The organism is Klebsiella ornithinolytica, from assembly GCF_030505655.1.
GTDB lineage: Bacteria > Pseudomonadota > Gammaproteobacteria > Enterobacterales > Enterobacteriaceae > Klebsiella > Klebsiella ornithinolytica.
The window spans coordinates 1984939-2006216 of sequence record NZ_CP130153.1 but is presented as its reverse complement, the minus strand read 5'-3'; the positions used below and the strand labels follow the sequence as shown (position 1 = coordinate 2006216).

22 protein-coding genes are annotated in these 21278 nt (G+C 56.0%); 12 read left to right on the top strand and 10 right to left on the bottom strand.

All coding sequences use genetic code 11. The features are described 5' to 3' along the window. Positions 1-28 precede the first annotated feature (28 nt). A complete protein-coding gene (locus Q1L34_RS09380) occupies positions 29-1561 on the top strand; it encodes a SpoVR family protein (RefSeq protein ID WP_004863842.1) in 1533 nt (510 codons plus the stop codon). Between the two features lie 60 nt (positions 1562-1621). Here the strand turns inward: Q1L34_RS09380 and fadR are convergent, their stop codons facing one another. After that, positions 1622-2341 (bottom strand): fatty acid metabolism transcriptional regulator FadR, encoded by a 720-nt coding sequence (gene fadR / locus Q1L34_RS09375; protein WP_004863845.1) that lies wholly within the window; start codon positions 2339-2341, stop codon positions 1622-1624. A gap of 239 nt (positions 2342-2580) precedes the next feature. On the opposite strand from fadR, the gene nhaB reads away from it, so the two are divergent. The 3 genes from nhaB to Q1L34_RS09360 all read left to right on the top strand — a co-directional run bounded on the left by nhaB (position 2581) and on the right by Q1L34_RS09360 (position 5258). Continuing rightward, entirely contained in the window at positions 2581-4131 is a 1551-nt protein-coding gene (gene nhaB, locus Q1L34_RS09370; protein ID WP_004863846.1) for a sodium/proton antiporter NhaB, read from the top strand. 134 nt (positions 4132-4265) lie between these two features. Then, positions 4266-4796 carry a disulfide bond formation protein DsbB gene (gene dsbB, locus Q1L34_RS09365; RefSeq protein WP_004863849.1) on the top strand — a complete coding sequence of 177 codons (531 nt, stop codon included), beginning with the start codon at positions 4266-4268 and terminating at the stop codon, positions 4794-4796. A gap of 117 nt (positions 4797-4913) precedes the next feature. Further along, positions 4914-5258: a TehB family protein gene (locus tag Q1L34_RS09360; RefSeq protein WP_004863851.1), complete on the top strand. Its 345-nt coding sequence runs from the start codon at positions 4914-4916 to the stop codon at positions 5256-5258. Positions 5259-5335: 77 nt separating this feature from the next. Here the strand turns inward: Q1L34_RS09360 and ycgN are convergent, their stop codons facing one another. The 3 genes from ycgN to Q1L34_RS09345 form a co-directional block, all read right to left on the bottom strand. Then, complete coding sequence (gene ycgN / locus Q1L34_RS09355) at positions 5336-5782, bottom strand: cysteine cluster protein YcgN (protein ID WP_004863857.1); 447 nt, start codon at positions 5780-5782, stop codon at positions 5336-5338. A gap of 94 nt (positions 5783-5876) precedes the next feature. Beyond that, positions 5877-6536, bottom strand: a complete 660-nt coding sequence (locus Q1L34_RS09350; RefSeq protein WP_088911365.1) for a fumarylacetoacetate hydrolase family protein — start codon at positions 6534-6536, stop codon at positions 5877-5879. 17 nt (positions 6537-6553) lie between these two features. Continuing rightward, positions 6554-6835 carry a YcgL domain-containing protein gene (locus tag Q1L34_RS09345; protein ID WP_004863862.1) on the bottom strand — a complete coding sequence of 94 codons (282 nt, stop codon included), beginning with the start codon at positions 6833-6835 and terminating at the stop codon, positions 6554-6556. Between the two features lie 126 nt (positions 6836-6961). On the opposite strand from Q1L34_RS09345, the gene minC reads away from it, so the two are divergent. The 3 genes from minC to minE are packed head-to-tail and all read left to right on the top strand — an operon-like array spanning position 6962 to position 8769. Beyond that, positions 6962-7660: a septum site-determining protein MinC gene (gene minC, locus Q1L34_RS09340; RefSeq protein WP_032717110.1), complete on the top strand. Its 699-nt coding sequence runs from the start codon at positions 6962-6964 to the stop codon at positions 7658-7660. Between the two features lie 23 nt (positions 7661-7683). Further along, positions 7684-8496, top strand: a complete 813-nt coding sequence (gene minD, locus Q1L34_RS09335; RefSeq protein ID WP_004863866.1) for a septum site-determining protein MinD — start codon at positions 7684-7686, stop codon at positions 8494-8496. A gap of 3 nt (positions 8497-8499) precedes the next feature. After that, positions 8500-8769 carry a cell division topological specificity factor MinE gene (gene minE / locus Q1L34_RS09330; RefSeq protein WP_002910902.1) on the top strand — a complete coding sequence of 90 codons (270 nt, stop codon included), beginning with the start codon at positions 8500-8502 and terminating at the stop codon, positions 8767-8769. A gap of 82 nt (positions 8770-8851) precedes the next feature. Here minE and rnd read toward each other — a convergent pair whose 3' ends face one another. The 5 genes from rnd to yoaA form a co-directional block, all read right to left on the bottom strand. Further along, entirely contained in the window at positions 8852-9967 is a 1116-nt protein-coding gene (gene rnd, locus Q1L34_RS09325; RefSeq protein ID WP_004863868.1) for a ribonuclease D, read from the bottom strand. 81 nt (positions 9968-10048) lie between these two features. Continuing rightward, positions 10049-11734 carry a long-chain-fatty-acid--CoA ligase FadD gene (gene fadD / locus Q1L34_RS09320; RefSeq protein ID WP_086816208.1) on the bottom strand — a complete coding sequence of 562 codons (1686 nt, stop codon included), beginning with the start codon at positions 11732-11734 and terminating at the stop codon, positions 10049-10051. 208 nt (positions 11735-11942) lie between these two features. Beyond that, entirely contained in the window at positions 11943-12524 is a 582-nt protein-coding gene (locus Q1L34_RS09315) for a Slp family lipoprotein (protein ID WP_032724646.1), read from the bottom strand. A 38-nt stretch (positions 12525-12562) separates the two neighbouring features. Then, complete coding sequence (gene tsaB / locus Q1L34_RS09310) at positions 12563-13258, bottom strand: tRNA (adenosine(37)-N6)-threonylcarbamoyltransferase complex dimerization subunit type 1 TsaB (RefSeq protein WP_004863876.1); 696 nt, start codon at positions 13256-13258, stop codon at positions 12563-12565. 67 nt (positions 13259-13325) lie between these two features. Next, a complete protein-coding gene (gene yoaA, locus Q1L34_RS09305; protein ID WP_069475827.1) occupies positions 13326-15236 on the bottom strand; it encodes a DNA repair helicase YoaA in 1911 nt (636 codons plus the stop codon). A 131-nt stretch (positions 15237-15367) separates the two neighbouring features. Between yoaA and Q1L34_RS09300 the strand changes: the two genes are divergently transcribed. Then, positions 15368-15712 carry a RidA family protein gene (locus Q1L34_RS09300; RefSeq protein WP_004863882.1) on the top strand — a complete coding sequence of 115 codons (345 nt, stop codon included), beginning with the start codon at positions 15368-15370 and terminating at the stop codon, positions 15710-15712. Here Q1L34_RS09300 and Q1L34_RS09295 read toward each other — a convergent pair whose 3' ends face one another. Continuing rightward, positions 15713-15898 carry a YoaH family protein gene (locus tag Q1L34_RS09295; RefSeq protein WP_004863886.1) on the bottom strand — a complete coding sequence of 62 codons (186 nt, stop codon included), beginning with the start codon at positions 15896-15898 and terminating at the stop codon, positions 15713-15715. It lies immediately after the preceding gene. Positions 15899-15986: 88 nt separating this feature from the next. Between Q1L34_RS09295 and pabB the strand changes: the two genes are divergently transcribed. The 4 genes from pabB to Q1L34_RS09275 all read left to right on the top strand — a co-directional run bounded on the left by pabB (position 15987) and on the right by Q1L34_RS09275 (position 21278). Continuing rightward, the gene (pabB, locus tag Q1L34_RS09290; RefSeq protein WP_004863889.1) at positions 15987-17342 is read left to right on the top strand and encodes an aminodeoxychorismate synthase component 1; all 1356 of its coding nucleotides are present in this window, start codon (positions 15987-15989) and stop codon (positions 17340-17342) included. 3 nt (positions 17343-17345) lie between these two features. Beyond that, complete coding sequence (locus Q1L34_RS09285; RefSeq protein ID WP_004863892.1) at positions 17346-17924, top strand: CoA pyrophosphatase; 579 nt, start codon at positions 17346-17348, stop codon at positions 17922-17924. 256 nt (positions 17925-18180) lie between these two features. Next, on the top strand, positions 18181-19545 hold the full coding sequence (gene sdaA / locus Q1L34_RS09280) for an L-serine ammonia-lyase (RefSeq protein ID WP_004863895.1): 1365 nt from the start codon (positions 18181-18183) through the stop codon (positions 19543-19545). Between the two features lie 122 nt (positions 19546-19667). Next, positions 19668-21278, top strand: coding sequence for an EAL domain-containing protein (locus tag Q1L34_RS09275; protein WP_327204467.1), 1611 nt, complete (start codon positions 19668-19670; stop codon positions 21276-21278).

Genomic DNA, 21278 nt, shown 5'->3' with positions numbered 1-21278 from the left:
GAGAGCCACCTACAACGAGGGCGCGCTAATGGCTACGATTGATTCCATGAACAGGGACACCACTCGTTTAAGCGATGGACCCGACTGGACTTTTGAACTGCTGGAAACCTACCTTGCCGAGGTTGACCGGGTAGCGAAGCTGTACCGTCTCGACACCTATCCACACCAGATCGAAGTCATTACTTCCGAGCAGATGATGGATGCCTACTCCAGCGTCGGCATGCCCATCAACTACCCGCACTGGTCGTTCGGTAAAAAGTTTATCGAAACCGAGCAGGCGTATAAGCACGGTCAGCAGGGGCTGGCCTATGAGATTGTGATTAACTCCAATCCCTGCATCGCCTACCTGATGGAGGAGAACACGATCACCATGCAGGCGCTGGTCATGGCGCATGCCTGCTACGGTCACAACTCTTTTTTCAAAAACAACTATCTGTTCCGCAGCTGGACCGACGCCAGCTCGATCATTGATTATCTGATTTTCGCCCGGAAATACATTACCGACTGCGAAGAGCGCTACGGCGTTGATGAGGTTGAGAAGCTCCTCGATTCCTGTCATGCCCTGATGAACTACGGCGTCGATCGCTACAAACGCCCGCAAAAAATCTCGTTGCAGGAGGAGAAAGCGCGGCAGAAAAGCCGGGAAGAGTATCTGCAAAGCCAGGTGAATATGCTATGGCGCACCCTGCCGAAGCGGGAAGAAGAGAAGACCATTGAGTCGGCCCGCCGCTACCCTTCAGAGCCGCAGGAGAACCTGCTGTACTTTATGGAGAAGAACGCGCCGCTGCTGGAACCGTGGCAGCGCGAAATCCTGCGGATCGTGCGCAAGGTCAGCCAGTATTTTTATCCGCAGAAGCAGACCCAGGTGATGAACGAAGGGTGGGCCACCTTCTGGCATTACACGATCCTCAATCACCTTTATGACGAAGGGAAAGTGACGGAGCGCTTTATGCTGGAGTTTCTGCACAGCCACACCAACGTGGTATTCCAGCCGCCCTATAACAGCCAGTGGTATAACGGGATTAACCCGTACGCCCTGGGCTTCGCCATGTTCCAGGACATTAAGCGTATTTGCCAGTCGCCGACCGAAGAAGACCGCTACTGGTTCCCGGATATCGCCGGCTCTGACTGGCTGGAAACGCTGCATTTCGCGATGCGTGATTTCAAAGACGAGAGTTTTATCAGTCAGTTCTTGTCACCGAAGGTCATGCGCGATTTCCGCTTCTTTACGGTGCTGGATGACGATCATAACAACTACCTGGAGATTTCCGCTATCCATAACGAGGAGGGGTATCGGGAGATCCGCTCGAAGCTGTCGGCCCAATACAACCTCAGCAACCTTGAGCCGAATATTCAGGTGTGGAGCGTCGATCTACGCGGTGACCGCTCGTTGACGCTGCGCTATGTGCCGCACAACCGCGTCCCGCTGGATAAAGGGCGTCGCGAAGTGCTCAAGCACGTCCATCGTCTGTGGGGGTTTGATATCCTGCTGGAACAACAAAATGCCGATGGCAGTATCGAGCTGCTGGAGCGCAGCCCGCCGCGCCAGAACGCGCTGTAAAACGATAAAAAAATGCCCGACAGTCCACTTGCCGGGCATTTTTTATAACCTCAACATACCTTAACGCATGCCGATGACTAAATCACCCGACATGGTTTTCTGCATCCGGTGCCAGATCTCGCCGCTGTCGTGGCCGTAGCGACGGACAATCTCGTAAACCTTCTCGTGCAGCCCCTCTTCGCACACTTTTGCCAGCTGATGATAGAAGCCCAGCGCCAGGCTGCGCGCTTCCGGGTTGGCGAAATAGTGACGACCGATGCGGGTGTACAGCCCTTTCATTCCGTTGAGGATCAGGCCGTAAATCGGGTTCCCGGAGGCGAACGCCAGGCCGCGGAAAATGTTGTAATCCAGCTCGGCAAACGCGTCGGCGTGATCTTCGACTTCCCGCGCGCTGGCAAGTACTTCCAGCGCATTGTCGGGATGCTGGCGGAACGCGGTGCGGATGAAGATGGTCGAGATATTGGTACGTACCGACAGCAGGTTATCGATCAGCTGCGGAACGCTGTCATGATCAAGACGCGCCAGAGTTTCGAGAATATTCAGCCCGGAGGTTTCCCAGAAATTATTCACCTTCGTCGGCTTGCCGTGCTGAATCGTCAACCAACCATCGCGGGCCAGACGTTGCAACACTTCGCGTAAGGTGGTGCGGGTTACACCAATGAGTTCAGAAAGTTCACGTTCGGCGGGGAGGATGGTGCCTGGGGGAAAACGATTATTCCAGATACTCTCGATGATGTACTCTTCCGCGAAACCCGCAGGGCTTTGCGCCTTAATGACCATAATTAGATTTCCATTACACAGCGTTGCATATTCCACTCATCATACCAGAGCCGCTATAGAGCAGATAGCGTCAGGAAGTAATTAAAAGGGGATCGGCGTTTCATTTTCAACTTTTCGTTCTCTCCGTCATTGCGCGAACGCGGGGCGAAGTAAGTTGCTTCCCGTTTTGCTCAACTGGTAATCTTGTGAATAGTTACACGTAAAATTATGTCATTAATTTGACGGGAAGGAAGTCTGTCGTGGAAATGTCTTATGGCCGCGCTCTGTGGCGCAATTTTCTTGGCCAGTCCCCTGACTGGTATAAACTCACTCTCATCATTGTTTTAATCGTTAACCCTCTGGTTTTTCACCTCAATCCGTTTATTGCCGGCTGGATGCTGGTGGTGGAATTTATCTTTACCCTCGCCATGGCGCTCAAGTGTTATCCGCTCCTGCCGGGAGGCCTGCTGGCGATTGAGGCGGTGATGATCGGCATGACCAGCCCGGAACATGTCCGTGAAGAGATTGCCAGCAATCTGGAAGTGCTCCTGCTGCTGATGTTCATGGTGGCGGGGATCTATTTTATGAAGCAGCTGCTGCTGTTTATCTTTACCCGCCTGCTGCTGGGGATTCGCAGTAAGATGCTGCTGTCGCTCTCTTTTTGTCTCGCCGCGGCCTTCCTCTCCGCCTTCCTCGATGCGCTGACCGTTGTGGCGGTCGTGATCAGCGTCGCCGTTGGCTTCTACGGCATTTATCACCGCGTCGCCTCCGCGCGCCCGGATGATAACGATATCCTCGACGATAGCCACATCGACCAGCATTATCGTGAAGTGCTGGAACAGTTCCGCGGCTTTCTGCGCAGCCTGATGATGCATGCGGGCGTCGGGACGGCGCTGGGCGGCGTGATGACCATGGTGGGCGAGCCGCAAAACCTGATTATTGCCAAGGCGGCGGGCTGGCACTTCGGCGAGTTCTTTTTGCGGATGGCGCCGGTGACGCTACCGGTCATGATCTGCGGCCTGCTGACCTGCCTGCTGCTGGAGAAAACCAAACGGTTCGGCTACGGCGAGCCGTTGCCGCCAGCCGTACGTAAAGTGTTACAAGAGTTCGACGATCGCAGCCGCCAGCAGCGCAGCCGTCAGGATCGCCTGCGGCTGATTGCTCAGGGGATTATCGGCATCTGGCTGGTGACCGCGCTGGCGATGCACCTCGCTGAAGTCGGGCTGATTGGCCTGTCGGTGATTATTCTGGCCACCACCTTTTCCGGCGTCACCGATGAACACGCCATTGGTAAAGCCTTTACCGAAGCGCTGCCGTTCACGGCCCTGCTGACCGTATTTTTCGCCGTGGTTGCGGTGATCATCGACCAGCACCTGTTTACGCCGGTGATTCAGTTTGTCCTCCAGGCCTCACCGCACGCCCAGCTGTCGTTGTTCTATCTGTTTAACGGGTTGCTGTCGTCGATTTCCGACAACGTCTTCGTCGGCACGGTGTATATCAACGAAGCCCGCACGGCGCTGCACAACGGCGTTATCAGCCTGCCGCAGTTTGAACTGCTGGCGGTGGCGATCAATACCGGCACCAACCTGCCTTCCGTCGCCACGCCTAACGGCCAGGCAGCGTTTCTTTTCCTGCTGACCTCCGCGCTGGCGCCGCTGATTCGCCTTTCCTATGGCCGCATGGTGTGGATGGCGCTGCCCTACACCATCGTCATGACCCTGGTGGGGCTGCTGTGCGTTGAATTCACATTGATGCCTGTTACCCAGTGGATGCTCGATCATCAGTGGATCGTAACGCCGCTGCTCCCCTGAATACGAAAGCGACCTTCCGCCGCCGATCGGCGGAAGGTCAAAATTCTTTTACGTAATATTTTCGGGCTTGCTGCTGGCGTCGGTTCGGTTTTCGTTTACACTGCCATGATTTAGCATGTTCCAGGGAAATGACTATGTTGCGATATTTAAACCAGTGCTCGAGGGGACGCGGAGCCTGGCTCCTGATGGCGTTAACCGCTTTTATCCTTGAATTAGTCGCACTGTGGTTCCAGCACGTGATGTTGCTGCAACCCTGTGTGATGTGTATTTATGAACGTTGTGCATTATTAGGCATCATGGGCGCCGGTATTGTCGGAGCCATCGCGCCAAAAACGCCGTTACGCTATGTGGCGCTGGTCATCTGGCTATACAGCGCGCTGCGCGGTCTGCAGCTGGCGTGGGAACACACCATGATTCAGCTGCACCCTTCCCCGTTCCAGACCTGCGATTTCGCCGCCCGTTTTCCGACGTGGCTCCCGCTGGATAAATGGATCCCGCAGATGTTCGTCGCCAGCGGCGACTGCTCCGTTCGTCAGTGGGAGTTTCTGACGCTGGAGATGCCGCAGTGGCTGGTGGGGATCTTCGCCGCCTATCTGATCGTGGCGCTGCTGGTGCTGATTGCCCAGCCTTTCAAACCGAAAAAACGCGATCTCTTCGGCCGCTAAGTTCGTGGTAGTAAAAACGCTCCTTCAGGGGCGTTTTTTTTTGCCTGTCGATTGACGACGCCACCTTAAAAGATGCATATTAAATACATCTTTTAAGTATCCACTAAGGAGCCGACGATGTCACACCTGCGTATTCCTGCTCACTGGAAAGTTAAACGCTCCACGCCATTTTTCACCAAACAGAACGTCCCCGCCGCCCTGCTCAGCCACCACAATACCGCCGCCGGCGTTTTCGGCCAGCTGTGCGTGATGGAAGGAACCGTCACCTATTATGGCTTTGCTGACGAACAGGCAAGCGAACCGGAAGTCAAAGTGGTGATTAACGCCGGCCAGTTTGCCACCAGCCCGCCGCAGTACTGGCACCGCATCGAGATGAGCGATGATGCCCAGTTCAATATCAACTTCTGGGTTGAAGAAGAGAGCCATGGCGAAAACGGCCTGTTTCATGCTAAGAAAGCCTGACCCCGCCGCTCAGAGAGCCTGAAACACAAAACCCGCCTCGCGGCGGGTTTTAGCAAACGTTAGCAAGCGGTAACGCTTTACTGCGCCCAGTCGGGCTTATTGAGGATATGATCCTGCCAGTCGCGCACCGTCTCTTCTTTAACCGCAATATGGCGTACGGAGATGCGTTCGCCATGCATCGCCGCTTTCGAGCCGCTGAGCAGCGGGTGCCAGTGCGGCAGAGGCTTCCCTTCCGCCAGCAGGCGATAGGCGCAGGTCGGCGGCAGCCATTCGAACGTTGGCAGATTATCGCGGGTCAGCTTGATGCAGTCCGGCTCATACTCGAAACGTCGCTCATAGTTCCGGCACTGGCAGGTTTTAATATTTAACTGACGACAGGCGACGTTGGTGAAATAGATCTCATCCGTATCCTCATCCATCAGCTTATGCAGGCAGCACTGTCCGCAGCCGTCGCACAGTGATTCCCACTCCGCGTCGGTCATTTCATCAAGTGTTTTTTGCTGCCAGAAAAGTTGTTCGCTCATAGGGGATGTCCGTCATTGCCATTCAGGGTGCACCTTATAACCAGTCTGGCACGCTGATGCAAGTTTTGCCGCCCGCAAAGGCGGCAAAAGGACGTTACAGTACGCGGGTGGAGAGCGTCAGACCATTAAAGCCGACTGCCAGCTCATCGCCGCTACTCAGCGGCCCGACGCCTTCAGGCGTGCCGGTCAGGATGATATCGCCGGCTTTGAGCGTAAAGAAACGCGACATATAGGCAATCAGCGGAACGATTTTATGGATCATATCGGCCGTCGTTCCCTGCTGGCGAACATCGCCGTTCACTTTCAGGCTCAGCGGCGTATTTTGCGGGTCGCTATGAAATTCTGCCGCCGGAATAAAACCGGAAACCGGGCAAGAATTATCAAAGCCCTTGGCTTTTTCCCACGGCTGGCCGGCTTTTTTCATCTTACCCTGCAGATCGCGCAGGGTAAGATCCAGCGCCACGCCGTAGCCCGCAATCGCTTTTAGCACGTGCTCTTCCGTCGCCTGACGCAGCGTGCTGCCAATCAGCACCGCCAGTTCAACTTCGTGATGCACCGAACCCAATCCTTCGGGGAGCACCAACGGCTGGCGGATATCGCATAGCGCCGTCTCAGGTTTAATAAACAGCACCGGTTCTTCCGGCATTGCACTGCCCATTTCCTTAATGTGGTTTGCATAATTGCTGCCCACGCAAACGACTTTACTTACCGGATAATCCAGTAATGCTCCCTGCCAGTTATGATGTTGGTACATTATTTCCCCTCGGTGGGTTAATCAGATTTATTCCCCTGTTCCGCCAGGTGTTTCTTAAGTAGATTCTCAGTCGGAGGAGGAAGTTGGAGATAATAGCCCTGATCAATCAGCGACTGTTTGACTTTTTCCAGATCGGCACCGGCAAGCTTTTTCCGTCCGTCGAGCGGTAAAAGCATGGTCATCTGCGGCGTGCCGAAGCTTGCCATCAGTTCGACAGGAACGCGTGAGAAATCGTCCCTTTTTTCGACATATAAATAGGTTTGTTCACGTTTAGTACTTCGATAGATCACACAAAACATAGTTTTACTCGGAATTAGACCCGTGGTCACTTGCCTCAATATATGAGTGACTATAACATGCCTTTTAGTCTTCGGAATATCACCGCACTTCGGCGGGTGATAAACAGCAAATTGAGTAAGGCCAGGATGTCAAATACGCCAATCGAACTTAAGGGCAGTAGCTTCACCTTATCTGTCGTTCATTTGCACGACGCAAATCCCGAGGTTATTCGTCAGGCGTTAGAAGACAAGATCGCCCAGGCTCCCGCTTTTTTACGTCACGCTCCGGTCGTTGTGAATATCAGCAATGTCGAAAACGACGTTGACTGGCGCCCTATGCATGAAGCCATTGCGAGCACCGGTTTACGGATTATGGGCGTGAGTGGTTGCAAAATCCCGCGGCTGAAAACGGAAATCGACCGCACCGGGATTCCTTTACTGACGGAAGGGAAAGAGAAAATCCCCCGCCAGGCGACGCCAGAGCCGGTCGTGCCGCCGCCAGTTGTTAATCCGATCACAAAAACGCGTTTAATTGATCTGCCGGTACGTTCCGGTCAGCGCATTTATGCACCAAACTGTGATCTGATTGTTACAAATCATGTGAGTGCCGGTGCGGAACTTATTGCCGATGGTAACATCCATGTTTATGGCATGATGCGGGGACGCGCACTCGCGGGCGCAGGCGGCGACAGAGAAGCGCAAATATTTTGTTCACACCTCACGGCGGAACTGGTTTCCATCGCAGGGGAATACTGGCTGAGTGATAATATCCCGGCCGAATTTTATGGCAAAGCGGCCCGCCTGCGTCTGGGTGATACCGCTTTGACTATTCAACCGTTGAGTTAGTCCCTTTTTAACAAGGAATTTCTATGGCACGCATTATTGTTGTGACTTCGGGTAAAGGGGGCGTTGGCAAGACCACCTCCAGCGCGGCCATCGCTACCGGTTTGGCCCAGAAGGGAAAGAAAACTGTCGTTATCGACTTTGATATCGGTCTGCGTAACCTCGACCTGATTATGGGCTGCGAGCGTCGGGTCGTTTATGACTTCGTCAACGTGATTCAGGGCGATGCCACGCTGAATCAGGCGTTAATCAAAGATAAACGCACCGACAATCTCTATATCCTCCCCGCCTCCCAGACGCGTGATAAAGATGCGCTGACCCGCGAAGGTGTAGATAAAGTTCTCGAAGAACTGAAAAAGATGAACTTCGATTTTGTGGTCTGCGACTCCCCTGCAGGCATCGAAACCGGTGCGCTGATGGCGCTCTATTTTGCCGATGAAGCCATCATCACCACCAACCCGGAAGTCTCCTCCGTTCGTGACTCCGACCGTATCCTCGGTATCCTCGCCTCCAAATCCCGCCGCGCGGAAAATGGCGATGAGCCGATCAAAGAACACCTGCTGCTGACCCGCTACAACCCAGGTCGTGTCAACAAAGGCGACATGCTGAGCATGGAAGATGTTCTGGAAATCCTGCGTATCAATCTGGTAGGCGTAATCCCGGAAGATCAGTCCGTGCTGCGGGCATCAAACCAGGGTGAGCCGGTTATCCTGGATGACGCGTCAGACGCAGGCAAGGCCTATGCCGATACGGTTGAACGTCTGCTCGGAGAAGAACGTCCTTTCCGCTTCATTGAAGAAGAGAAGAAAGGTTTCCTCAAACGCCTGTTCGGAGGATAAATTATGGCATTACTCGACTTTTTTCTCTCGCGGAAAAAGAACACGGCCAACATTGCGAAAGAGCGCCTGCAAATCATCGTCGCGGAGCGTCGTCGCGGCGACGCTGAACCGCATTATCTGCCGCAGTTACGCAAAGATATTCTGGAAGTGATTTGTAAGTATGTACAGATCGACCCGGAAATGGTCAGCGTTCAGCTGGAACAACGGGATGGCGATATTTCGATTCTGGAGTTGAACGTGACTTTGCCAGAAACGGAAGAGTCGAAGTCCTGAGCCAAATAAACCCGACAGCCTTGCGCTATCGGGTTGGTCGACTTAGTGGCCCGGAGAGTCTGTCCGGGCTTTTTGCTGTGGCTTAGCGCGGGTATTCGCTTAACAACGCCTGCAGACGATCGGCCATCAGCTCGCTTCGCCAGCCGGAAATCAGCTCAGGTCGCCCGTTTCCGCTTTTCAACTGCCAGTGCCAGTTCAGCAGCTGATTAATCTGTCGTCTTGACGCCAGCAGCTCAGCGCTCAGCCCCTTCTCGGTACTCACTTCCTGCACCAGCGCTTTAATCTCTTTAAAGACTTTGCGGTAGCCCGGCATATCGATCAGGTTTTGCAGCGGCTCCGGCAGCGCCTCTTCAGGCAACTCCTGGGCTTTCGCCACCAGACTGATCAGCGTCTTACCGTGAAAACGAATTTCGCTGCCGGACAGGCCGAGGCTATCAAGTTCACCGAGACTCCCCGGCATATAGCGCGCCACGTTCCACAGATGCTCTTCACGAACGACAAAATTGACCGCCATATCGCGATCGCGCGCCTTACGTAAACGCCACTCCGCCAGCAGCTGCAGACAGCCCAGTTGACGGGTGCGCAGCTGCCAGGCGTTGCCGATATCACGCCACGCCTGCGCCGGGTCCTGCACTTCCTGACGGCGTTGCTGCATCAGACGGCACTCGTCCAGCGCGGCATCCAGCCAGCCAGCGGCCTCGGTTTCCGCCATCAGCTTGCTGGCGATCGGCAGAAGATACCAGACATCTGCCGCCGCATAGTCGCACTGACGCTGGGTCAGCGGACGAGCCAGCCAGTCGGTGCGCGACTCGCTCTTATCCAGCGCAATGCCGGTATACTCTTCCACCATTGACGCAAATCCCCAGGACATCGGGCGCCCGCAAAAAGCGGCCAGAATCTGGGTATCAATCAACGGCTGCGGCATCAGGTTAAAGGTGTTGAGGAACACTTCCAGATCTTCACTGCCAGCGTGCAGGTACTTGGTGACGTCTTTGTTCAGCAGCAGCTCACGCATCGGCGCCCAGTCGGTTATCTCCAGCGGGTCAATCAGCGAAACCTGTTCCCCGTCAAACAGCTGCAGCAGGCCCAGCTGCGGATAGTAGGTGCGGGTGCGGACAAATTCTGTATCCAGCGCAATCGCGGGTGCCGCGTTTGCCGCTTCACAGATGGCGCGAAGACCATCGTCGGTGGTGATCATCTGATAGTTCAAATCATGCTCTCTTAACTTGCGCCCATAAAAAACGCCGGCTTAGCCGGCGTCTGGCGACTCTCGTATACCTTAGGCTTTATTGTCTACTTTAGCGCGGGCTTCGTCACGCAGTTCTCGCCGTAAAATTTTTCCAACATTGGATTTCGGCAGTTCATCACGGAATTCAACCAGTTTCGGTACTTTGTATCCGGTCAGCTGGCGGCGGCAGAAGGTGATCAGCGCCTCTTCAGTCAGCGACGCGTCTTTCTTGACGACGAAAATCTTCACCGCTTCACCGCTGCTGCCCGACGGTACGCCAACGGCAGCTACCTCCTGAACGCCCGAATGCTGCATCACCACATCTTCGATTTCGTTCGGATAGACGTTAAACCCGGAGACCAGAATCATATCTTTTTTGCGATCGACGATGCGCAAAAAGCCTTCATCGTCCATCACCGCAATATCACCGGTATGCAGCCAGCCGTTTTTGATGATTTCAGCGGTCGCATCGGGGCGCTGCCAGTAGCCCAGCATCACCTGCGGGCCTTTCACGCACAGCTCGCCCGGTTGGCCCGGCGCGACCTCATTATCGTCATCGTCCACCAGCTTCGCTTCGGTCGACGGAACCGGCAGCCCGATACTGCCACTGTGGTAGTCAATATCGTGCGGGTTCACGCTGACCAGCGGCGCGCACTCCGTCAGGCCATAGCCCTCCAGCAGATACTGACCGGTGAGCTTAACCCACCGCTCGGCCACCACCTGCTGCACCGGCATTCCGCCGCCGGCGGAAAGATGCAGAGAAGAGAAATCAAGCTGCTGAAACTCTTTGTTGTTAAGCAAGGCGTTGAACAGCGTATTGACCCCGGTCATTGCGGTGAACGGGTATTTTGCCAGCTCTTTGACCAGCCCCGGGATATCACGCGGGTTGGTAATCAGCAGGTTCTGGCCGCCGAGCTCAATGAACAGCAGGCAGTTCATGGTCAGCGCAAAAATGTGGTACAGCGGCAGCGCCGTCACGACAAACTCTTTCCCACGATGTAGCAGCGGCCCGTAAGTCGCATTCACCTGCTCGAGGTTAGCCAGCATATTGCGGTGGGTGAGCATTGCCCCTTTCGCCACGCCGGTAGTGCCACCGGTGTACTGCAGGAAAGCCAGATCGGCACAGACAATGTCGGGTTTAACGTACTGCATGCGATAACCGGCATGCAGCGCGCTGCGGAAAGAGATCGCATCGGGGAGGTGATACTTCGGCACCAGGCGCTTGATGTACTTCACCACGAAATTCACCAGGGTGCCTTTCGCTGTCGAGAGCTGATCGCCCATCCGGGTCAGGATCACATGTTTAACCTGAGTTTTCTCGACCACTTTCTCCAGGGTATGGGCAAAGTTGGAGACGATCACAATCGCCGCCGCTCCGCTGTCATTCAGCTGATGTTCAAGCTCACGCGGCGTATACAGCGGATTGACGTTCACCACAATCATCCCCGCGCGCAGAATACCGAAGAGCGCAATGGGGTATTGCAACAGGTTAGGCATCATCAGCGCGACGCGATCGCCCTTTTGCAGCCCCAGCCCCTGCTGAAGATAAGCGGCGAACGCCCGGCTGCGCTCCTCCAGCTTACGGTAGGTCATCACCTCGCCCATGTTGATAAACGCCGGTTGGTCGGCGTAGCGCGTGGCGGCATGTTCAAATAATTCAACCAGGGATTGGTAGCGGTCAGGATTTATCTCCGCCGGAACATCGGCGGGATAGCGGTTTAGCCAAACCTTTTTCACTGCATCACCTCTGAAATAGTTATTCGTCGTCATCACAGCCCCTGATCAACAAACATTCTGTTAACATTATATTAACTCAGCGTACCAGTTTATTAATTAGGCGTTTTACAGGTTGCGAAGCGCGTCACTATTTATTTTTCTTATTAGTCCAAAAATAAAGAAACAGCGGACAAGCCGCTGTTTCTTTTAGCTTACAAAAACCACAAAATCATTCAGTTACAACATTTCTGACTTCTGCAGGGCCCGGATTGTACCAGCCCCAGCCGCCATAACCGTAAGCCCAGGGGCGCGGACCGATCATCCACGGATCGATGGGCTGCGGCGGCATCACCACCTGCTGCACCACGTTCCAGCGCTTATAGCCGGTCGCATTCATCAGCATAAATTTGTACGGTGTGCCGCCGACTTTTCCGTCAACGACGCCGGTAATCGGGCCAACGACGGTCACCAGCTGGCCGCGGAAATCAACCGGATCAAGGAAACCGTTCACATCGGCGAAAATGCGCCCGCGTGATGCTTCGTTCAGCTCAGGCCGGGCACCGCTGTCCAGCGGAACCGTGGCAATTTCCAGACGGGTTTTACCCTGTTGATTCTGGACGTTGACGACTTTACCGCCAAAACGGGCTTCCTGACCAACGTAGAGCTGTGGCGCGGCCATGACCCGGACTAAATCTTGCTGTGGCGTCGGGCTGGAGCCTTTAATCACGTCCGGCACCGACACGCATCCACTTAACGCGACGGCAACGGCGCCCGCTAATAACCAACGTACTGCTTTGTTTTGACCCGCCATGATGCGACTCCTTCTCTCAGTCTTATACCTACTGAGATTCATCCTCGGCCAGGAAGTTTCTTCCACGCCACGTCGTTACGCAAATAAACCGGTTCGGCTTTGTCTACAGCAACGGTTTTCCCGGCAGCGAGCAGGTAGCAGGCCAGCGGCAGCATATCTTCCGCCGCCGGTAGCGTCATATCACCGTCGGTTAAGACCAGCGAAGTCTCCTTCGCCAGATCGGGCCAGGCCTGCCAGCCGGTCCCTACCGTCGCCCAGCTACCGTCCAGCTGTTGCAGACGTTCGCGAACGGCATCAGGTTTCAGCACCGCTTCGCTCTCTTCGCCGTGCCAGACGCCCTGCTCATCGCGCTGATATTCAGCCCAGTACACTTCACCCATTCGGGCATCGATGGCCGCCAGAACGCGGGTGGCCCCGGTTTTACGCCATGCGCCCTGCGCCATGGTCGCCAGGGTCGATACGCCAATCATCGGCAGTTCAGCCCCCAGCGCCAGCCCCTGAGCAATGCCTATACCAATGCGCACGCCGGTAAAGCTGCCTGGCCCGCGGCCAAAGGCCAGAGCGTCCAGCTCGGTCAGTGAGACATTGCTTTCATTCAGGACATCCTGCACCAGCGGCAGAATACGTTGGGTATGTTCACGGGGACAAATTTCGAAATGAGCACAAAGGGTGCCATCATTCCACAGCGCCGCGGAGCAGGCCTCCGTGGCGGTATCGATAGCCAAAATTCGCATGAGTTGTCGCGCTCTCGCTCTAGCAGATTGACAAAATGGCGCGCAGCTTACCACATTTTGCGACAGATTACCTCGCCGGCGGCACGGCGAGGAAACGCACCGCCCGGCGGATATCGCGGGTTCGCGGCGCTGGCGGCAGGCTGGCGAGGAAGACGGCGCCATAGGGGCGCATCACCAGTCGGTTGTCGCAAATGACCAGCACCCCGCGATCGTCGATATCGCGGATCAGACGCCCGACCCCTTGTTTCAGCGTAATGACCGCATCCGGCAGCTGGACTTCGTCAAACGGATCGCCGCCGCGCAGGCGACAGTCTTCCATTCGCGCTTTCAGCAGCGGATCGTCCGGTGAGGTAAACGGCAGCTTATCGATAATCACCAGCGATAGCGTGTCGCCGCGCACATCCACCCCTTCCCAAAAGCTGCTGGTCGCCACCAGCAGAGCATTGCCGGCGCTGACAAACTGCTGCAACAGCTGCCCTTTACTGGTTTCACCCTGTAACAAAACCGGTAACGTCATGGTGGCGCGGAACTGCTCCGCCAGATCGCGCATCATCGCGTGCGAGGTGCACAGCATAAAGCAGCGACCGTCGTTAGCTTCAATCAACGGCTTGAGCATCGCGGCGAGATGTCGCGCGGCACCGGGCTGATTTGGCAGAGGAAGGTTGCGCGGCACGCAGAGCAGCGTCTGATGCGCGTAATCAAACGGGCTGGGCAGCAGCAGCGATTCCGCCTCTTCGATGCCAAGCCGCGCGGTGAAATGACGAAGATCGTCGTTAACCGACAGCGTCGCGGAGGTAAAAATCCAGCTCCCCGCTTTCTGCGCCATCACCTCTTTAAATTTTTCGGCCACGGTCAACGGCGTCAACGCCAGGGTAAAATGGCGGGAAGTGCATTCGTACCAGTAGCTGAAGCCCGGCTGGTTGATCTCTTTCAGTCGCTTGAGCCGCGCACGATAGATCGTCGCGCGTTCAAAGGCGGCATCCAGCAGCGCCGAACGCCCCAGAGACAGTTTTGCCACGTCATAGCACAGCTCCAGCGCATCATCGAGCAGCAGCAGCGCCCGCTGAATGTTGCTGTCCGCCAGCAGGTCGCGCAAATTGCCGCGATAGCCGGGCTCGCCGAGCTGCAGGCGGAAATCCTGCGCGCTCTGGGCCAGCCGGTCGGCGCACTTTTGCAGCTGCTGGGTATCTTTCAGCTCGGTGCGGTAGGCAATGGTGATATCTTTCGCCAGATCCAGCAGCTGACGACTGGAGAGCGACTGGCCAAAATACTGGCTGGCGATATCCGGAAGCTGATGAGCTTCATCGAAGATCATCACCTCCGCTTCGGGGATGAGCTCGGCGAAACCGCTCTCCTTCACCACCATATCGGCAAGGAAAAGGTGGTGGTTAACCACCACCACATCGGCATCCATCGCCTTTTTACGCGCTTTAACGACGAAGCAATCTTTGTACAGCGGGCAGTCGCTGCCGAGACAGTTGTCATTGGTACTGGTCACCAGCGGCCAGGCCTGAGAGTCTTCGGCGACGCTGACGCAGGTGCTGATATCGCCATCTATGGTTTGATTAGACCAGGATCGCAGCAAAATGACGTCGCTCAGGGTTTGCACCGGCAGATCGCCGCCGGCCAGAGTCTGCTGCTCAAGACGCTCAAGGCACAGGTAATTTGACCGCCCCTTCAGCAGCGCCAGCCTGCCGGTGAAGTTCAACGCTTTTGCCACCGTTGGCAGGTCGCGACTGTAGAGCTGATCCTGCAGCGCTTTCGAACCGGTGGAGATGATCACCTTTTTGTTGGCCCGCAGTGCCGGCGCCAGATAGGCATAGGTCTTCCCGGTCCCGGTCCCGGCTTCAACCACCAGCGGCCGCGCCTCTTTTATGGCGTGGGCCACCGCCACCGCCATCTGGCGCTGCGGTTCGCGCGGTTTAAATCCCGGAATGGCGCTGGCCAGCTGGCCGTCTGCTGCAAAATCGTCGATCACATTGCCCCCTGGTTATTTGGACAGTGATTATGTCAGGGAGGGCGTCGTTTCACCAGCCCGGGTAGTGACGTGGGCAGAACATTATGGCAGTCTTGCCGCTGTCTGATGGAATAAAACCGAAGGAAATGAAAATGACAATTACGCGTATCGATGCGGAAGCCCGCTGGTCTGATGTCGTCATCCACAACCAGACCCTTTACTACACCGGCGTACCGGCCAACCTTGACGCGGACGCCTGTGAGCAAACCGCGAACACCCTGGCGCAGATTGACGCGGTGCTGGAAAAACAGGGCAGCAACAAGTCACGTATTCTTGATGCCACCATTTTCCTGGCGGACAAAAGCGATTTTGCCGCCATGAATAAAGCCTGGGACGCCTGGGTGGTTGCCGGTCACGCCCCGGTACGCTGCACCGTTCAGGCCGCGTTAATGAAGCCTGAATACAAAGTCGAAATTAAAATTATCGCCGCGGTGTAATTACTCGTCTTCGTCTTCATCTTCAAAGCGCGCTACGATCCGGTCGCCGGTATGCGTGGCGCGCAGTTCGCTCGCCACCAGCGCAATGGCTTCACCGCTACTCATCCCGTTAGCCATCAGCTCCTGAATACGTTCTACCGCTTTTTGCTGCTGCTCGTGGCTCAGCGAAGGTAAACCTGCAAACATGACTCACTCCTGCTACATTGTGTGGCGTAATTATTTCATGCCGCCCGCCTGATTTTCCAGAGGACGGTGACGATTAGGATCGAGGAAGATGTTGTCCCCCGCTATTATTACCCTGCCATGGCACCCGGATGCTGCCGAGCGTTACTTTACTCCTTTAAGCACAACCCCGTGGGCGATGCTGCTGCATTCTGGTTTTGCTGACCATCCGCATAACCGTTTTGACATTATCGTCGCCGATCCGCTCACGACGCTGCTGACCCGCGGTGAAATAACCGCGGTGGATGACGGTCAGACGCAGAGCAGCTCAACGGCCGATCCCCTGACGCTGCTGCAGACGCAGCTGGATCGCTGCGGATTAAAGCCCCAGGCGCATCCTCATCTGCCGTTCCTCGGCGGCGCGCTGGGGTTATTCGGCTATGATTTAGGACGCCGTTTTGAATCTCTGCCCGCGCACGCCGTCGCGGATATCGCGCTGCCGGATATGGCCGTCGGTATTTATGACTGGGCGCTGATTGTCGATCACCAGCGCCGCGAAGTGTCGCTGCTCAGCTATGGCGATCCGCACGCCCGCCTGCGTTGGCTGGAGGCGCAGTCCGCCGCGCCAACGACCCCGTTTGCGCTGACGTCCGCCTGGCGCTCCAATATGAGCCGCGAACAGTACGGAGAAAAATTTCGTCAGATTCAGACCTGGCTGCACAGCGGCGACTGCTATCAGGTCAACCTGGCTCAGCGCTTTCAGGCCAGCTATCGCGGCGATGAGTGGCAGGCATTTTGCCAGTTGAACCGCGTCAATCGCGCGCCGTTCAGCGCCTTTATTCGTCTGCAGGACGGCGCCGTACTCAGCCTTTCGCCGGAACGCTTTATCCAGCTTCGCCAGGGCGAAATTCAGACCCGCCCGATTAAGGGTACGCTGCCGCGTCTGGCCGATCCGCAGCAGGACGCCCGTCAGGCGGAGAAGCTGGCCAGCTCGCCTAAAGATCGGGCGGAGAATTTGATGATTGTCGATCTGATGCGTAATGACATCGGTCGGGTTGCCGAAGCCGGTAGCGTACGGGTTCCGGAGCTGTTTGTGGTTGAGCCGTTCCCGGCGGTGCACCACCTGGTGAGCACCATTACCGCCCGGTTGCCGGCTCATCTGCATGCCAGCGACCTGCTGCGTGCGGCCTTCCCCGGCGGGTCGATTACCGGCGCGCCCAAAGTGCGGGCGATGCAGATCATCGATGAGCTCGAACCGCAGCGCCGCAATGCGTGGTGCGGCAGTATCGGCTATCTGAGCCTGTGTGGCAATATGGATACCAGTATTACTATTCGTACGCTGACGGCCTGGCACGGTCAACTGTACTGTTCCGCCGGCGGCGGCATCGTGGCGGACAGCGAAGAAGCGGCCGAATATCAGGAAACGTTTGATAAAGTTAATCGTATTTTGCAACAACTGGAGAGCTAGAACATGGCGGATGGCGCCCTTGAGCTGGACGACTTTCTTTCGCGTTTTCAATTACTGCGCCCGCAGCCCTCGCGCAATGCGCTGAATCAGCGCCAGGCTGCGGTGCTGGTGCCTATCGTTCGTCGTCCGCAGCCGGGACTGCTGTTAACCCAACGCTCGCCGCGGCTACGTAAACACGCCGGTCAGGTTGCCTTCCCCGGCGGCGCCGTGGATGCCACCGATGCCACGCTGATTGCCGCCGCGCTGCGCGAAGCGCAGGAAGAGGTCGCCATTCCCCCCGGGTCGGTCGAGATTATCGGCGTGCTGCCGCCGGTAGACAGCGTGACCGGTTTCCAGGTCACGCCGGTGGTCGGCATCATTCCGCCGAATCTCCACTATCACGCCAGTCAGGATGAGGTCGCTGCGGTGTTCGAGATGCCGCTCGCTGAAGCGCTGCGTCTGGGACGCTACCACCCGCTGGATATTCACCGCCGCGGTAACTCGCATCGCGTCTGGCTGTCGTGGTATCAGCACTATTTCGTCTGGGGAATGACCGCCGGTATTATTCGCGAACTGGCGCTGCAAATCGGGACTAAACCTTAGTTTTCTTCATCATGCCTGACGCGGCTGAAATTCCGGCCGCCTTCCTCGCTTCGGACCCGTCGCGATCCCCGTCGTCGGGGTATCTGTTTCGGGTATATACTCAAAATGAGAATGCGCTCTCACCATTAGTAAATTCACCGTTATCCATTAGTTTAATTCATGTGAATAGTTAAGCTGATGGTGCGGTTCCCTCTTACACTATGCGCAGTTATCACATCGTTACCGCCGCTGCGGTAACCCTGTCAGGAGTATTATCGTGATTAGTATATTCGACATGTTCAAGGTGGGGATTGGTCCCTCATCTTCCCATACTGTAGGCCCGATGAAGGCCGGTAAACAGTTCGTCGATGACCTGGTCGAAAAGGGATTGCTTAATGAAGTGACCCGCGTGGCAGTCGATGTCTACGGCTCACTTTCATTAACCGGCAAAGGCCACCATACGGATATCGCCATCATTATGGGACTGGCGGGTAATCAGCCCGATACGGTCGATATTGACGCGATACCGGCATTTATCCGCGACGTTGAAACCCGCGGGCGTCTGCTGCTGGCACAAGGGCAGCATGAAGTTGACTTCCCGGCGGATGACGGCATGCGCTTTCGTAGCGACAACCTGCCGCTGCACGAGAACGGCATGACGATTCATGCCTGGGCGGGCGACAAAGAGATCTACAGCAAAACGTACTACTCTATTGGCGGCGGTTTTATCGTCGACGAAGAGCACTTCGGTAAAGAAAGTGCCAACGAACTGTGCGTGCCTTACCCGTACAAATCGGCGCAGGAGATGCTGGCCTATTGCAAAGAGACCGGGCTGTCGCTCTCCGGCATGGTGATGCAAAACGAACTGGCTCTCCACAGCAAAAAAGAGATTGAAGACTATTTTGCTCACGTCTGGCAGACCATGCGCGCCTGTATCGATCGCGGGATGAATACCGAAGGCGTGCTGCCTGGCCCGCTGCGAGTTCCTCGTCGCGCCTCTGCGCTGCGTCGTCTGCTGGTAGCCAGCGATAAGCTGTCAAACGACCCGATGAACGTCGTTGACTGGGTGAATATGTTCGCCCTGGCCGTAAACGAAGAGAACGCTGCCGGCGGACGCGTGGTGACGGCCCCCACAAACGGCGCCTGCGGAATCGTACCGGCGGTACTCGCCTACTACGATCATTTTATCGAATCGGTCAGCCCGGATATTTATATTCGCTACTTTATGGCCTCCGGCGCCGTTGGCACCCTGTACAAGATGAACGCCTCTATTTCTGGCGCGGAAGTCGGCTGTCAGGGTGAAGTTGGCGTGGCCTGCTCCATGGCGGCAGCCGGTCTTGCCGAACTTCTTGGCGCCAGCCCGGAACAGGTTTGTGTCGCGGCAGAAATCGGGATGGAGCATAACCTGGGCCTCACCTGCGACCCGGTTGCCGGCCAGGTACAGGTTCCGTGCATCGAACGTAACGCGATTGCATCCGTGAAGGCGATCAACGCCGCGCGTATGGCCATGCGTCGCACCAGCGAACCGCGCGTCTCTCTCGATAAAGTTATTGAGACCATGTATGAGACCGGTAAAGACATGAACGCCAAGTATCGCGAAACCTCTCGCGGTGGTCTGGCAATCAAAGTTCAGTGTGACTAAACTCTCCCCATCAAATGCGCCCTTCCGGGCGCATTTTTCTCGGTTATTTATTTACACCCACTACACTTGCTGAATGGCGGTTGTTATTCTACTCCACACAAAGAGTCGACAGGGTGTCGCGCATGCAAAATGCACAAAAGGTCATTTCGACATACCGTCGTAAGCGGATTGTCATTTGTTTGATTGTTGCGCTCCTGACGTTGACGACCACGTTGGCGATCCGATTTATTTCGCAGCGTAGTTTAAATCAGCAGCGTGTCCAGATGACCACCAATAAAATGGTGGTGGCGATGGATAAAATTTTACGCCCGTTATCGGAACAACACCTTTCGCTGCTTCAGCTGGTGGGGAAACCCTGCGAGGATGTGCGTCTGCCGCTGCGCAAACTGGCGGCCTCGCTACAGACCGTGCGTTCGATCGTGCTGGTTAAGTCGAATATTCTCTACTGCTCCAGCATCTTTGGCGATCGCAACGTCTCTATTCATCAGCTGCAACCCGACCTGCCAGTCCAGCGGGAGCTGCTGGCTTTTTCAACCGATAACACGCTGCTGGTCGGCTCGCCCATCTTAATTCAATGGTATCCCTCGGCGTTCAATAGCGCCGACGGCGTGATGATGATCATCAATATTGAGCTGCTGGGAGAGTTAATTCTCAACGCAAAATCATCGTTGATTACCGGTATTGGACTGAGCGTCGGCCCCCGCAACTTTATCAGCGGGACCGGGGTGGTTGCTCATCCGGTGCTTCCCGGCGAGTCTGTGATATACCGTCAACATTCGACCCAGTTCCCGTTTGCCATCAACGTCAGCGGTCCCGGCGCTTCCGCTATCGCCCTCCACGAACTGCCGGGCGAACTGCCGCTGGCGCTGATCCTGAGTCTACTGATGACCGGAATAGCCTGGCTGGCTACCGCAGGCAGGATGAGTTTTTCCCGGGAAATCAGCCTCGGCATCGCCGCCCGCGAATTCAAGCTGTGGTGCCAACCGTTGAAGGATCTGCATTCGGGAAAATGTACCGGCGTCGAGATTTTACTCCGCTGGAACAATCCGCGACGGGGAAACATATCGCCGGATGTGTTCATTCCTATCGCCGAAGGCTACAACCTGATCATTCCCCTCACCCGCTATGTCATTGCGGAAACCGCACGCCAGCTTTCGCTATTCCCCCACGATAAACATTTTCACATTTCGATTAATGTCGCCGCTCGCCATTTTGCCGAGGGTGAACTGCTGCGCGATCTGCATAAACTCTGGTTCAGCGCCTACCCGGTGCAGCAGCTGGTGGTTGAACTCACCGAGCGGGACGTGCTTCAGGACGGCGATCACCACATGGCGGAACATCTGCATTTCAGAGGCGTGCACCTGGCTATCGATGACTTTGGCACCGGCAACAGCTCGCTCTCCTGGCTGGAAAAACTGCGGCCTGACGTGCTGAAAATTGATAAATCCTTTACCAGCGCTATCGGTATCGACAGCGTGAATGCGACGGTAACGGATATTATTATTGCGCTGGCGCACCGGCTGAATATTGTGACGGTGGCAGAAGGTGTGGAGACCCGGCAGCAGGACGAAGATTTGCGGCGCCACGGCGTTGATATCCTGCAGGGATTTTACTATGCCAGGCCGATGCCGGTTGAAGACTTTCCGCAGTGGCTGGCGGCCCGACGTCAGGTCGAGGCGATGGCAGATAATAAAACCGGCCGGCCTCCAGCGGAGACCGGCCGATCAGTTTGA

Excerpts from the sequence above, each read along its gene's own strand:
- tsaB (WP_004863876.1), bottom strand. The coding sequence starts at position 13,258 with ATGCGAATTTTGGCTATCGATACCGCCACGGAGGCCTGCTCCGCGGCG.
- Q1L34_RS09350 (WP_088911365.1), bottom strand. The coding sequence starts at position 6,536 with ATGTACCAACATCATAACTGGCAGGGAGCATTACTGGATTATCCGGTA.
- Q1L34_RS09275 (WP_327204467.1), top strand. The coding sequence starts at position 19,668 with ATGCAAAATGCACAAAAGGTCATTTCGACATACCGTCGTAAGCGGATT.
- dsbB (WP_004863849.1), top strand. The coding sequence starts at position 4,266 with ATGTTGCGATATTTAAACCAGTGCTCGAGGGGACGCGGAGCCTGGCTC.
- minD (WP_004863866.1), top strand. The coding sequence starts at position 7,684 with ATGGCACGCATTATTGTTGTGACTTCGGGTAAAGGGGGCGTTGGCAAG.
- Q1L34_RS09315 (WP_032724646.1), bottom strand. The coding sequence starts at position 12,524 with ATGGCGGGTCAAAACAAAGCAGTACGTTGGTTATTAGCGGGCGCCGTT.
- Q1L34_RS09285 (WP_004863892.1), top strand. The coding sequence starts at position 17,346 with ATGGCGGATGGCGCCCTTGAGCTGGACGACTTTCTTTCGCGTTTTCAA.
- ycgN (WP_004863857.1), bottom strand. The coding sequence starts at position 5,782 with ATGAGCGAACAACTTTTCTGGCAGCAAAAAACACTTGATGAAATGACC.
- Q1L34_RS09360 (WP_004863851.1), top strand. The coding sequence starts at position 4,914 with ATGTCACACCTGCGTATTCCTGCTCACTGGAAAGTTAAACGCTCCACG.
- minE (WP_002910902.1), top strand. The coding sequence starts at position 8,500 with ATGGCATTACTCGACTTTTTTCTCTCGCGGAAAAAGAACACGGCCAAC.
- Q1L34_RS09380 (WP_004863842.1), top strand. The coding sequence starts at position 29 with ATGGCTACGATTGATTCCATGAACAGGGACACCACTCGTTTAAGCGAT.
- pabB (WP_004863889.1), top strand. The coding sequence starts at position 15,987 with ATGTTGTCCCCCGCTATTATTACCCTGCCATGGCACCCGGATGCTGCC.
- minC (WP_032717110.1), top strand. The coding sequence starts at position 6,962 with ATGTCAAATACGCCAATCGAACTTAAGGGCAGTAGCTTCACCTTATCT.
- Q1L34_RS09295 (WP_004863886.1), bottom strand. The coding sequence starts at position 15,898 with ATGTTTGCAGGTTTACCTTCGCTGAGCCACGAGCAGCAGCAAAAAGCG.
- rnd (WP_004863868.1), bottom strand. The coding sequence starts at position 9,967 with ATGATCACCACCGACGATGGTCTTCGCGCCATCTGTGAAGCGGCAAAC.
- Q1L34_RS09345 (WP_004863862.1), bottom strand. The coding sequence starts at position 6,835 with ATGTTTTGTGTGATCTATCGAAGTACTAAACGTGAACAAACCTATTTA.
- Q1L34_RS09300 (WP_004863882.1), top strand. The coding sequence starts at position 15,368 with ATGACAATTACGCGTATCGATGCGGAAGCCCGCTGGTCTGATGTCGTC.
- fadR (WP_004863845.1), bottom strand. The coding sequence starts at position 2,341 with ATGGTCATTAAGGCGCAAAGCCCTGCGGGTTTCGCGGAAGAGTACATC.